The following is a 13,219-nucleotide window of genomic DNA, read 5'->3' on the forward strand; positions in this document are numbered from 1 at the left end:
TCATTATTAAACGTGAACATGCGTTCACATTGCCAATTCATTTAAACTAGGTAAAAGTTGGGGATATGCTACAAAATATAAAAATCTTGATCCCATTGAGCTTTCTATTGCTCAGTGGTTGTGCACAACTGCCTCAGCAACCTGCTGCGCAAATGGGCAATCTTTTATTGGTTGAACCTATTCCGGCAAATCCTCGTGCACAACTCGCGGTAGCGAGATTTAATTATATTTTAGGTCAAGCAAACATCGAAGATGGCGAACGCGCAGAGCTACTCTATCAACGCGGCATGCTTTACGACAGCTTAGGCTTATCGAGTTTAGCTCAGTTTGATTATAGTCAGGTATTGAAATTACGCCCCGACATGGCTGAGGCCTATAATTCAATCGGTATACACTACGTACAGCAACAAGACTTTAGTCAAGCCTATGATGCGTTTGACTCTTCGATCGACATTAATCCAGACTATGATTTCGCCTACCTCAATCGCGGTATTGCGCTTTACTACGGCGGTAAGCCAGAATTGGCAGTTGAAGATTTGGCAGTGTTTCAGCAACGAAAGCCAACGGACCCTTATCGAGCCATCTGGCACTTTATAGCTGCACGTGAAGTCGATGAAATCGCGGCACTGGAGCAACTTCGTGCAGCTCGTCCGGGGCTCGACCCCACATTTTGGGCCAATAATATTGTCGATTTTTACTTAGGCGATATCGATGAGAATACTTTACTGAACTCGTTGATAGTTGATATTGAAAATCGTACTGAATTGAATAACCGCGTGTGTGAAGCGTATTTTTATATTGGCAAGCACCACAGCCGTGTTGGTCAGCGAGGCAAAGCCAGTAACTACTTCAAACTTGCATTAAGCACCAATGTGTATGAGTTTGTTGAACATCGTTTTGCTCGATTAGAACTCGAACGGCTAGCTGATAGTCAAACGGGCTCGTAATTTCTGCTTATGTTATGACGGTTTCAATCTGGGCGCGTGCCGCCATTATACTGCTGTTGTGCAGTGGTATTTTCGCATCAACTTCAATGTTGATGCACAACCAAATGCCCAACGACGACATATCTCAGTATCATGCACAATTGTTTAAGCGATTTTGGCACGGTGATTTAGAAGCCCTCGCTCAATTGCGCGCATCGACACTGGCAAGTGCGGACGTTTACTGGCTGCAACAGCTGGCAGATTTAGACGACATTGATTCACTTCTAAAACTCGCGGAGCTTAGCAGTGATGAAAACGAGCGCATAGCGCTGTTAAAACGTGCTGCCAACTTGGGATCTTCACAAGGACAGTTTCTATGGGCATTGGAGCAGCGAAACCCTGAGCAGCGAATTGCATTATTTCGCCAAAGTGCAGAGCAGGGCTATTTACGAGCACAGCATGCCTTAGCAAACTGGTATTTGCTTAAAGGGAGTAAAGATAAAGCCGAACAGTGGCTTAAACTCACGGCGTCGAGTTACGCCGATGATGCTTTTGCTTTAGCAGATTACTACTGGGTTCGAGGCGATGAGAGACTAGCGGTTGAATACTTCCAACAAGCACTGTCATTGGGACATCCCCGAGCGGAAAAATTCTTGCGCGTCGCCGAGCAGGGGGCAATGCGACTATCTGAGATGAGCGACACCGTCCTCGCGTTTGAGCCTTTAGTTACCAATTCACCGGCTATCGATTGCGTCATGAATATACTGCCTATCGCACGGAGTTTGGCAAACAAAGTACAGGCTGAGCAATTTGTCGATCAGTTAAGAGCCGACCGTCGTTTAGCTCAATTGCCAATGTGTGTAAGCGATGCAGTGTGGCTTAATAGTGAAGACTTTAGTTGCAATATGGTTCGTAGCAGTGGTACTCGACGTATGCGTTGTGATGTGCATCAGCTCGCTGATTTAGTGACCGAGCAAGACGTGACCCACGTTGTTGTGTTTAACCCCGAGAATCGAGCCTACGTTGATGCAGGTGTGATGTATTTGGATTTATTAGATACGTATTCGGTGTTTGTCCATGAACTCGCGCATTTTGCGGGCTTTATAGATGAATACCCGATGTCAAAAACATTGGCCCAAGCTCACTGCGCACAGCGTACAGCACCCAATTTATTGTTTAGTGGTGATATGTTTTATGAGCCTTTGGATCGGTTAGATTATTGGTTGGGGTTGATGAGTCAAACCACGACTAACGATGCGGGAATTTATCCAGCGCGCACCTGTAATAATGTACAGCAGAAAGCCTATAAGTTAGTCAACAGCCGTACTTTTATGGAATTTCACGACACTAACAATATACCGGATATTTACCGGCGCATATGGCGTGACCAAATTGTCAAGCGCGCGCACTGGTATCCAATTGCGGTAAACATCGCGCGCTGGCATGAACGCGCCGATGACCTGCAAACTGCACAGTATTGGTACAGTTTTGCAGAAGCTCAGGCTAAGGCCGCGCCGGCACAGACGATTGATGCAGGTATTGTGGACGAAACTTATCAACCCACATCGCCGTAGCGCCGCAGATAGCAACAGGCATAACCAAAAAGTTTAAAATTGGCACCATTGAGGTCACACTCACCATCATACCAAAACCCATACTCGTCGTGCGGCGCTGTTGCAGCGCTTGTTTCATGTCAGCAAAACCGATTTTGTGATTGTCAAACGCGTAATCGCAATATTGTATCGCCATCATCCAAGCAGAAAATAAAAACCAAATAACTTGCCCTATAACGGGGAGTAGCAGAAATAAGATGAAAAAGCCGATCGCGCGAGGCAGGTAGTAACCCAACTTGGCAAATTCACGCCCTAAAGTGCGTGGAATATCCTTTACGATCGACAATAAACCCTCGTCACCGAGTGATTGTCCGGTCAAATGACGCTCTACTTTTTCTGCCAGTAAACCATTAAATGGTGCTGCGATCCAATTTGCCAAAGTGCCAAAGATAAGGGCGAAAACCAGTAGGACACTGATCACCGCTAGTGGCCACAAGATAAAGGCCAAAGCCTCTTTGAGCCAACCCAACCAATCTGGGATTAGATTAATTAACCAAGTAATACTTTCTCCAATTTGGCCAAATAAAAAATAAAATGCGGTAATAAATAGAATCAAATTGATCGCCAAGGGCACCAATACGAAGCGCTTAATCCCTTTGGTTTGGATTAAACTAAAGCCACTCATAAAGTAACTCATACCACTTTTGTTCGGGACATCTGAATGCATATTTTCTCGCTAAACTGCTAGTTCCATCACAAAGTCTACCGATAAACGTCACTGGATTAAAAGCGTAATTGTTACAAGCCGTTAGTTTTGTTACATTCGCTAGAGTTAAGCAATATACGCCACTGCGCTAAACCACGTAATTTGGCCCCTGATAACGACAATAATGCGCCTAAAACGAATTAAACTCGCTGGTTTCAAGTCATTTGTTGATGCAACATCAATCCCATTTCCCGGGGAGATGACGGCGATCGTGGGTCCTAATGGTTGCGGTAAATCCAACGTTATCGATGCTGTTCGTTGGGTGTTGGGTGAAAGTTCAGCTAAGAACTTACGCGGTGATGCCATGACTGATGTTATCTTTAACGGCTCGTCAGCGCGCAAACCAGTTTCTCAATGCAGTGTAGAACTGGTGTTCGACAATACCAGCAATCGCCTCCAAGGTGAGTTTGCCAAGTACAATGAATTAGCCGTTAAGCGCATAGTTACTCGAGACGCGCAATCAACCTACCTGTTAAATGGCACCAAATGTCGCCGGCGTGACGTCACAGATATCTTTTTGGGCACAGGGTTAGGTCCGCGCAGCTACGCCATTATTGAGCAGGGGATGATTTCCCGTCTAATCGAGTCAAAACCACAAGAACTACGTGTATTTATTGAAGAAGCCGCCGGTATTTCTAAATACAAGGAACGCCGTCGTGAAACCGAGAACCGCATCCGGCACACGCGTGAAAACCTCGAACGCTTGGCTGATGTGCGCAGTGAGTTGGGGACACAGCTCGATAAACTCCAGCGCCAAGCAGCAGCGGCGCGGCGTTACAAAGAATTAAAGGCCAAAGAGCGACGTTTAAAGGCTGAACTGGCCGCAATTCGCTGGCTTGCGCACAGTGAAAAAGTAACCGCTTTACAGCACCAAATTGATGAGGGTGAAGTACAAGTTGAAGCCTTAGTTTCACAACAGCGCGGTGATGAACGTAAATTGATCGAGCAGCGTCAACAGCAGTTTGAAAGTAAGCAGCGCTTAGACGAGTTACAACAGCAACTCTTCGATGTGAGTACTGAAATTGCACGACTCGAACAGAATCAAAAATATGTGACTGAGCGCACCGCGCAAGTAGAGCAGGAAAGCAAAGCCTTAGCGACACAGCGTGAACACGTTGAACAGCAAGTGCAAGACGCAAGTGCGGCACTAGAGGAAGCGTTGGCTGCACGCGAGGCTTTAGCGCCAGAATTAGCGATCTGCCAAGAGCAATTGCTCGAAGCAAGTCAACAGCGCGAGGATGCCGAATTAGCACTGACTGATTTTGCCCGACAGTTTAGGCAACAAGAACAAGACTATATGCAGCTCAAAAGCCAATCACAGTCTTGTCATAGCCAAATTCAATCAACGATGAGTATGCAACTGCGCACGCAGCAGCGACTGTCAGAAATTGAGATGGAACTCACTCAAGAAGGCAGTGATCAGTTGCACGAGCAATTAGCTACACTGCAGGAACAATTACTGATTGCGGAACAGCAATTAGATGAGGCGAAGGATAGTTACCAACAACGCCAAGATGAGCTTGTACAACAAAATGCGATCCGTCAGCAGTATCAACAAGCGGTAAATGAAGCGCTGCAAAATGTACAACGATTATCGGCTGAACATGCCGCACTTGAGGCGCTACAGCACTCAGAAACTGCAACTGAAGACGAATCGCTACTCAAATTGTCACAATTGTGGCAGGTACTCGATATTGAGCAAGGTTATGAAGGACTTTTTGACCTGGCTATTGCGCAATTACAAAATGCTTATGTCGTTTCTAACGAAGAATCTATCCAACCGCAATGGTCAGAACAACAGGGCCTGCAGCTGTTATTGCGCGATCAATGGAGCACTAACAAAGTGCCGGGCACACTTGCGAGTCTTTGTGTCAACGCGAGTGTCCCTAACATTTTAAATACTATCTACTTCGCCGAGAATGAAGCTCAATTAAAAAAATTGCGCTCTGAGCTACAACCTGGTGCGAGTTTAGTCACTTTCAATGGTGTCGAGTATATGCTGGACTCGATGAAATTTGGGGTGGCTAAGCAGCAAGGAAAGGCTGTCCGCGCCGCAAGAGCTGTCGAACTCACTGAACAAATTGCACTGGGCGAAGAAGGTTTTGAACAAGCCCAACAGGCTTTGGCGGAGGTTGATGAAACAATCGCGCGGCTACAACAACAACTCAATGATGCCGATCAGCAAAAACAGCACACGCAACAAGCGCATTATCAGCTGCAAAACAAAGTCGGCATGTTAGAGCTGCAAATGGAACAATCCGAAGCGCGCCGGCATAAACTGCTCAATGATCAGCAAGAGCAACAGACATTACTGAGTAAAGAGCAAACCCAGCTTGAAGAATTGTCTGCGCGCGTTGAAGCCATTGAGGAGCAATTACTCGAATTTGAATCGCAACAGCTGCACTACGAGGAGAGGCGAGAAGCGTTCGAGCGCACATTGGCAACGAGCAGAGCCAGCGTTGAAGCCTTGACTCAGCAAAAGCATCAACACGATTTAAATATGCAACAGTTGCAGGGGCAGGTGGGTACTCTGCAACAACGTCGAGAAAGTCATAAAAGTTTATTTACGGACCTCAATCAGCGCCTTGCAAAACTACATAACGAACTAAATGAATTGCGCTCACCACAATCTGATTCCGCCGAGCGTGTCGCTGAGTTATTGGCTAAACGGGAAGAAATCAGCCTATTACGTGACCAACAAGCTGACCAACTGGCAGACGTAGAGCGCGTGATCAACGATGCGCAAAAAGATTCGCAAGGGCTGACCGAGCGACTACAACAGCGCCGGTCACAGCTCGAGAGCCTAAAGCTCGAAGCTCAAGGCTATCAAGTGCGTGCAACAGCGGTGTTAGAACAGCTAGAAGAGGCTGACCAAAACCTTAAAACGACACTTGAAGGTTTACCAGATGACACCGAAGACCAAGCCTGGCAACAAGAGTTAGAGAAAACTACCAACTCCATAAGCCGTTTAGGTGCGGTCAATCTTGCAGCGGTTGATGAGTTTGAAGTGCAATCTGAACGCAAACAACATTTAGATGCCCAGTACGATGATTTAAATGCGGCTTTGGAAACCTTAGAAGAAGCGATTCGAAAAATTGATAAAGAGACCAAAACGCGCTTTAGACACACATTCGACCAAGTGAATGGTGACCTAAAACAATTGTTTCCGAAAGTTTTCGGCGGCGGTAGTGCCTATCTCGATCTGACAGATGACGACTTGCTCGAGACTGGGGTTACTATTATGGCCCGGCCACCGGGCAAGAAAAATAGTACGATTCATCTCTTGAGTGGTGGAGAAAAAGCCCTAACCGCATTATCATTAGTGTTTGCAATATTTAGATTGAATCCTGCGCCGTTTTGTTTGCTAGATGAAGTTGACGCGCCATTGGACGATGCCAACGTAGAGCGCTTTTGCCGGTTGGTATCTGAGATGTCGCAAACGGTACAGTTTATTTATATCACCCATAATAAAATTGCGATGGAAATGGCTGAACACCTTACTGGTGTGACCATGGCAGAACCCGGTGTGTCACGTATGGTCGCTGTCGATGTAGAAGAAGCTGTAGCTATCGCAAATTCATAATAAAGGGCGAGATCTGATGGAAGACTTACGCTTTGCGCTATTAGTTATTGGAGGCTGTGCGATTGTAGCTATTCTCGCGCATGGTCTTTGGAGTTTGCGGAAGAATAACGCCACTCCTAAACCGCGGGTTGAACCGCAACAAGACTTTACACCCACTCGCGAGACGGAAGGTTTCGACGAATACGGTATTGGTGAGGTACGCGTAGTAAGCCGGCAGCCATCGGGAGATGACGATACGAACCAAGTATCGAGCGATGAGTGTGTAGTGGTTGATACGCTGGAAGCGCAGTTTGATGTCGACGAGGGCTTAAAGACCTCGCCAGAATCTGTAGCGACCGTATATCCAGACAACTCAGAAGAACCCTCAGAAGACACCATTCAAGGTGAGCCCAAAGTTAGCCTGAATGATATTCCTAGTACCGGTGAAATCGGCAGTGAAAGCACCGTTACTGCGGGTACGGATAGTACTCCTACCCAAGTCGAAGTTGAATCAGAACCTGAGCCAGCCCCGCCGAAACTCTATGCCTCAGTCGTGAGTAACCCAAAGCCCAAAATGTATCAGGCTCGCGAAGACACTAAACCGACTGTTGAAAGCAAAAGTGAAAGTATCCCTGAACCCCCGCCGTTTTTGCTCAACCCTGATCAGGTGACAAGCAGCGATACATCATCTCCAGTTGACACTGAGACAACTACGCCAAATGAAGTCGACGATTTCAGCCTTGACCAAGCGCCAATCGACGCAGAGCTTCAAACAACGCCGGTAAAAGCAGAGGTTGCTGCAGATGTTAAAGTGACAGAAAGCAAAAAAGCGCCGACGAAAAAGCGTTCGCGTTCAATTTTACGCAAGCGTATAGAGCCGACTCTGGGTGAAGATCAGATGCGTATGTCATTCGATGAGGAAACACCCGTTGAAAGCACACAAGCTGCGCCTGAATCGCCTGCTGCGCAAGATGCACCAGAGCAAGAAGTGCTAGTGTTAAACGTGCGAGCACCGCAGGATCAAGAGATCCAAGGAGCCGCATTACTACCCATGCTGCTTACCCTTGGTTTTAAGTTCGGTGACCAAGACATTTTCCATCGTCACGTTAATAGCAATGGTAAAGGGCCGGTGTTGTTTAGCTTGGCAAATATGTTCAAGCCGGGCGTTTTTGATATTGATAATCTAGAAAACTTTACCACGCAGGGTGTGTCGTTATTCATGATATTGCCGATAGAGGGTGATCCTCATCAGGTGTTTAACATGATGCACAATGCTGCGCGTAAACTAGCCGAAGAGTTTTCTGGTCAGATCCTTGATGGACGTCGCAGTGTGTTGACTAAACAGGGCCTGCAGCAATACGTTGAAAAGATCCGTGAGTTTGAGCGACGTCGCATGATCGCTCGTCATTAAAAAGTATCCAATGAGCCAAATAGATCCCCAAGTCATCGCTCGCAAAGAGCAGCTTCACAACATTTTAAATGAACACAACTATCAGTATTACGTACTCGACGATCCAACCATACCGGATAGCGAGTACGATCGCTTGTTACGGGAGCTACAGGCATTAGAACAGCAGTTCCCAGCATTAATTAGCCCAGACTCGCCAACGCAGCGCGTCGGGGCTGCGCCGTTGAGTGCTTTTACTCAGATAACTCATGAGTTGCCAATGTTATCGCTGGATAATGCCTTTGACGATGATGAGTTAAGCGCATTTGTCAAACGCGTTAAAGACCGATTGGGTTATACGCAGCCATTAACCTTTTCATGCGAGCCGAAACTCGATGGCCTTGCTGTGAGCATCTTGTATGAAGACGGGCGTCTTGTCCGCGCTGCGACCCGCGGTGATGGCATGGTGGGTGAAGATATAACCAGTAATGTGCGTACCATTAATAACGTACCATTGAAATTACGTGGAAATAATTATCCGGCGCGACTCGAAGTCAGGGGCGAAGTATTTATGCCTAAAGCTGGTTTCAATGCGCTAAATGAAGCGCAAAAAGCCGCCGGATCTAAAGCATTTGCCAATCCTCGAAATGCCGCTGCGGGAAGTTTGAGACAACTTGACCCGCGCATTACCGCCAAGCGCCCACTGAAATTTTTTGCCTACTCTCTAGGTGTATTTGATGATAGTACGGGAGTTATGGCCAACACCCATCGCCAGCGTTTATTGCAGTTGGCTGACTGGGGCCTACCCATCAATGTGTTATTGGATCTCGGTGAAGATGCTCAAGGGTGTATTGACTACTACACCAAGCTCAGTGAAATGCGAGATGACCTTGACTATGAAATCGACGGAATTGTTTACAAGGTTGACGATATCGAACTACAGCAGCGCTTGGGGTTTGTGTCTCGGGCACCGCGCTGGGCGATCGCACGGAAGTTTCCCGCTCAAGAAGAAAGTACACGATTACTGGATGTGGAGTTTCAAGTTGGGCGAACAGGGGCGATAACACCTGTCGCAAGACTTGAGCCCGTGTATGTCGGCGGTGTGACAGTTTCAAATGCTACTCTGCACAACGGCGATGAAATTACTCGACTCGGCGTTATGATCGGTGATCGCGTGGTTATACGACGCGCTGGTGATGTGATTCCGCAAGTGGTCTCGGTGATCGTGGACCAACGGCCTGATGACGCCCGTAAAATTGAGTTTCCCAACCAATGTCCTGTGTGTGATTCTCAGGTTGAGAAGCTCGAAACAGAGGCTGTAGCTCGCTGCACGGCAGGTTTATTCTGCGCTGCTCAGCGCAAAGAGGCTCTAAAGCACTTTGCATCACGCAAGGCTTTTAATATCGATGGATTGGGCGATAAATTAGTTGAGCAGTTGGTTGATGCGGGTTTAGTAAAAACTCCGGCGGACTTCTTTAAACTCACGGTTGCTGATCTTATCAGCCTAGAGCGCATGGCTGAGAAATCAGCCAGTAATTTAGTGTCTGCCTTGGAAAATGCGACGTCAACAACACTAGCCAAGTTCCTTTATGCGCTCGGGATCCGTGAAGTAGGCGAGGCGACCGCAGCCAACTTGGCCAGTCACTTTGGTGAGTTGGACAAAATTCTTACCGCCACTGCAGAGCAGCTTATAGAAGTCGAGGATATTGGCGGGGTAGTCGCCGAACACATTGTTAACTTTTGTCGTGAGCCACACAACATTGAGGTAATAAAGGATTTGTTGGCGCAGGGGGTTAACTGGCCAAAAATCGAGGTTCAAGATCGCGATAGTTTGCCTTTAAATGGCAAAACCTGCGTGATCACCGGGACTTTAGCTGCCATGGGACGAGATGAGGCGAAACAGAAATTAATGGCGCTAGGCGCAAAAGTCGCTGGTAGCGTTTCGGCGAAAACAGACTTTTTGGTCGCCGGTGAAAAAGCGGGTTCTAAATTGACTAAAGCTGAAAAGCTCGGTGTTGAGGTTTGGAACGAAGCACGACTACTTGAATTTTTAAGCGCTCAAGAAGCTTGACGATTGCGCTGCCGAGTCTGCCACGATTTTACTACTGACCAGCGCCACAGATAATTAAGGCCATAATAGCCAAGGATCCCAGCGATCACGGAACAAATCGCACACCCTAATAGAAATGCGGGGCCAATCGTCGATAGGCTATTGGCTACCCATTCCCAACTCAACTCAAACGCAAACTCGCTCATATCCGTCCCTAGTACAGTACTTCCTACTTTATATGCACCGTAGAATATCGGCGGCATAGTGAATGGATTAGTAACCCAAACAGTCGCGATTGACAATGGCAGGTTCACGCGCGCAGGAATGGCTAAAGCCGCGGCAAAAATCATCTGGAATGGCACTGGCCAAAACGCAAAAAACAAGCCGATGCCAAATGCACCACATGCCGAACGTCGATTTAGATGCCATAAGTTGGGGTCGTGCAATAGCTTGCCAAAGATCGCCATATACCGATTCTCAACCACAGATTTGTGATCGGGCAGTAGTCGTCGAATAAACTTTTTAGGCATTGGAGCTTAGCTTCCTCTCACTGATTACACACGGATGCGGTCTTTACTATGGACATAAATACTAAGTATTCAACACCAACAATCATTACAGCGGTGCTTGTATTTATTTCGTCCATTTGGTGGCCACACTTACCAGACATACCTGTATTGGTTTGGATCCTTGTCTTTGTATGGCTCTTCAGGCGACACCTTCCTCCCAAATTGAAGGTCACAGTCGGTAACTTTTTACTGGCTACGATTATAGGTGTTTTCTGCGCAGCGAGTGTAGGACATTGGTATGATACTTGGCAACTGTCTGACGATAAATTTCAGCAAGATGTAATAATTCAGGGACAGGTAACCAAATCTTCGCAGCAATCGGGTAGACAGCGCTTGCAGATCGACGTCGTTCAGATTGATGCAGATGTCTTTATCCGACCGCGGACAATCCTCTTATCACTTTACGATAGTGACAGGGTGATCACTCGAAATGCCCATGCTGAACTTACAGTGCGTTTGAAACGGCCTAGAGGACTTGCAAATCCAGTAGGGTTTGATTACGCCCGTTGGTTACTGGCTAACAACATTGTCGCGACCGGTTATGTACGACAGATTCTTGCGCTAGGCCCAGCCAAACCACCATCGCTTCGACAAAGATTAATCGAACAAATAAGCACACTACCTTTGGAGAATACTCGTTTCATTTTGGCGTTAAGTGTAGGCGAACGTTCAGCCATGACCGACCAAGACTGGCGGTTTTTACAGGTGACTGGATTGGCCCATTTATTCGCTATCTCAGGGTTGCATCTAAGCGTCGTATGTATGCTCGTGCTGCTATTTTTGTCTCGTTTCACGCAATTAACGGCTGCTAAAGCGCTTTGCTTTCGTGGTCAGGGGTTAAATCAGCAAAAAGCATTGCAGCCTTTGCTAAACTTGCTCTGCGTAGTCTTTTGTTGTGGTTACGCGTACCTTTCTGGGTGGCAATTACCAGTGCTGAGAGCGTTTATTGCAGTTGTCATTCTACTATCGTTAATCGCTTTACGGTTTAATTTAGCGTCGCGACATATTTTAGTCTGTTTATTTGTACTTATCTTGATGTTTTCACCCTTGAGTATTTACGGAATGAGTTTGTGGCTGAGCTTTTCTGCGGTACTTATTATCGCAGTTTACAATTGGCGTTTCAGGCACTATCACGGTCAATCTTGGTATTTAAAAATCTCGCGATTATTTCATTTCCAAATTTTTATAACCGTGCTTATGCTGCCTTTGGTTATCAGTTATTTCGATACGATTTCACTGGTATCAGTGCCGGCTAATTTGCTATTCGTGCCAATCATTACACTTATCGTAGTACCGCTGTGTATTTTTGCGATCATTAGTATGTTGGTAATGCCCCCAGCAACAGCGATGTTATTTAAAGTAATTGACCTGGTATTAGGGTATTTAGTGCAAATCATGACTTGGTTGGCAGAGCTACCCTATGCAGCCGTAACCAGTATTTCGATTAGCACAAGTCAATTGTGTCTGCTGGCAGTAGCGTTGCTGTTATTGATATTGCCTCCTTCAAGGTTACAGAATTTATTTCTTGGTAGCTTATGTGCGCCTTTGTTACTCGCAGTGTCGACGCGCTTTGTAGTAACTGAATCCCACGACTGGCAAGTGCATGTGTTTGATGCGGGTCAGGGCACTGCTATTGCTGTTATTGCCGGTCAGCGAGCTATAGTAATTGATACCGGGCCCGAGTTTGAGGGCGGCATAAGTATCGCGCAGCAAGTGATACTGCCGTTCTTACGCGCACAAAAGATTACGCAAATTGATCATTTATTCGTCAGCCACTATGACAACGATCATGCTGGCGGCATACATACACTGCGTAACAATATTGAAGTGGCGCACTTTATTGGTCCTGAATTGTGTCGGCGCGGTGATCACCTGATGTGGCAAGCGTTAGAGATAGAGGTACTTTGGCCCACAAAAGCGTGGCTACAGCAGCCACATCAGACAGACAACAACCGTAGCTGTGTGTTGCGGATCGCTGATCGACACCGATCGGTCCTGTTCAGTGGTGACATTGAACGGGAGGCCGAAGTCGCTTTGGTCCGACTGGCCAATCAACAGCAACAGTCGCTTGACGCCGATATTTTAATTGCGCCGCATCACGGTAGCAATACCAGTTCGAGCTGGGGGTTTATCAATGCTGTTCAGGCTAAACATGTCGTATTCAGTACTGGGTTTGGCAATCGATTTAACTTTCCGCAACCTGATGTCGTTGTGCGTTATCAACACTGGCAACCTCAGTTTTGGAATACCGCAGAGCACGGTTATATCCGCTTTACCATAGATAGAGCCGAGTCTGCCCCTATCGAGATAGTCACCATGCGCGGCGACCTAAAGCGACGTTGGTTTGATTAAGTATCAGGAAAAGCTAGGGTTTCACTGGATTTCTGCGTACAATTCTGCATAACC

The 13,219-nt window shown here is 46.9% G+C and carries 8 protein-coding genes; 6 read left to right on the forward strand and 2 right to left on the reverse strand.

From position 1 onward, the window contains the following. The first annotated feature begins 65 nt into the window (after nt 1-65). Together nlpI and QTP81_RS08610 are read left to right on the forward strand one after the other, a co-directional pair. Nucleotides 66-947, forward strand: coding sequence for a lipoprotein NlpI (gene nlpI, locus QTP81_RS08605; protein ID WP_289364945.1), 882 nt, complete (start codon nt 66-68; stop codon nt 945-947). A 14-nt stretch (nt 948-961) separates the two neighbouring features. Beyond that, the gene (locus tag QTP81_RS08610; RefSeq protein ID WP_289364946.1) at nt 962-2,500 is read left to right on the forward strand and encodes a tetratricopeptide repeat protein; all 1,539 of its coding nucleotides are present in this window, start codon (nt 962-964) and stop codon (nt 2,498-2,500) included. Here QTP81_RS08610 and cysZ read toward each other — a convergent pair. After that, on the reverse strand, nt 2,430-3,176 hold the full coding sequence (cysZ, locus tag QTP81_RS08615) for a sulfate transporter CysZ (RefSeq protein ID WP_289365621.1): 747 nt from the start codon (nt 3,174-3,176) through the stop codon (nt 2,430-2,432). The genes QTP81_RS08610 and cysZ overlap by 71 nt on opposite strands. A 193-nt stretch (nt 3,177-3,369) precedes the next feature. Here cysZ and smc point away from each other — a divergent pair, with 193 nt between their 5' ends. Genes smc through ligA form a run of 3 tightly spaced genes read left to right on the forward strand, consistent with a single transcriptional unit; the run spans nt 3,370 to nt 10,265 of the window. After that, a complete protein-coding gene (gene smc, locus QTP81_RS08620) occupies nt 3,370-6,828 on the forward strand; it encodes a chromosome segregation protein SMC (protein WP_289364947.1) in 3,459 nt (1,152 codons plus the stop codon). Between the two features lie 16 nt (nt 6,829-6,844). Continuing rightward, entirely contained in the window at nt 6,845-8,218 is a 1,374-nt protein-coding gene (zipA, locus tag QTP81_RS08625) for a cell division protein ZipA (RefSeq protein WP_289364948.1), read from the forward strand. A gap of 10 nt (nt 8,219-8,228) precedes the next feature. Beyond that, complete coding sequence (gene ligA / locus QTP81_RS08630; RefSeq protein ID WP_289364949.1) at nt 8,229-10,265, forward strand: NAD-dependent DNA ligase LigA; 2,037 nt, start codon at nt 8,229-8,231, stop codon at nt 10,263-10,265. On the opposite strand, the gene QTP81_RS08635 is transcribed toward ligA, so the two are convergent. Further along, nucleotides 10,253-10,774 (reverse strand): DUF2062 domain-containing protein, encoded by a 522-nt coding sequence (locus tag QTP81_RS08635; protein ID WP_289364950.1) that lies wholly within the window; start codon nt 10,772-10,774, stop codon nt 10,253-10,255. The genes ligA and QTP81_RS08635 overlap by 13 nt on opposite strands. A 48-nt stretch (nt 10,775-10,822) precedes the next feature. Between QTP81_RS08635 and QTP81_RS08640 the strand changes: the two genes are divergently transcribed. Then, a complete protein-coding gene (locus QTP81_RS08640) occupies nt 10,823-13,165 on the forward strand; it encodes a DNA internalization-related competence protein ComEC/Rec2 (RefSeq protein ID WP_289364951.1) in 2,343 nt (780 codons plus the stop codon). Nucleotides 13,166-13,219: the final 54 nt, after the last annotated feature.

It is taken from the genome of Neoalteromonas arenosi, from assembly GCF_030362855.1.
In the GTDB taxonomy this organism is placed as follows: domain Bacteria; phylum Pseudomonadota; class Gammaproteobacteria; order Enterobacterales; family Alteromonadaceae; genus Alteromonas_E; species Alteromonas_E arenosi.

Excerpts from the sequence above, each read along its gene's own strand:
- QTP81_RS08640 (WP_289364951.1), top strand. The coding sequence starts at position 10,823 with ATGGACATAAATACTAAGTATTCAACACCAACAATCATTACAGCGGTG.
- QTP81_RS08610 (WP_289364946.1), top strand. The coding sequence starts at position 962 with ATGACGGTTTCAATCTGGGCGCGTGCCGCCATTATACTGCTGTTGTGC.
- ligA (WP_289364949.1), top strand. The coding sequence starts at position 8,229 with ATGAGCCAAATAGATCCCCAAGTCATCGCTCGCAAAGAGCAGCTTCAC.
- QTP81_RS08635 (WP_289364950.1), bottom strand. The coding sequence starts at position 10,774 with ATGCCTAAAAAGTTTATTCGACGACTACTGCCCGATCACAAATCTGTG.
- zipA (WP_289364948.1), top strand. The coding sequence starts at position 6,845 with ATGGAAGACTTACGCTTTGCGCTATTAGTTATTGGAGGCTGTGCGATT.
- nlpI (WP_289364945.1), top strand. The coding sequence starts at position 66 with ATGCTACAAAATATAAAAATCTTGATCCCATTGAGCTTTCTATTGCTC.
- smc (WP_289364947.1), top strand. The coding sequence starts at position 3,370 with ATGCGCCTAAAACGAATTAAACTCGCTGGTTTCAAGTCATTTGTTGAT.
- cysZ (WP_289365621.1), bottom strand. The coding sequence starts at position 3,176 with ATGAGTTACTTTATGAGTGGCTTTAGTTTAATCCAAACCAAAGGGATT.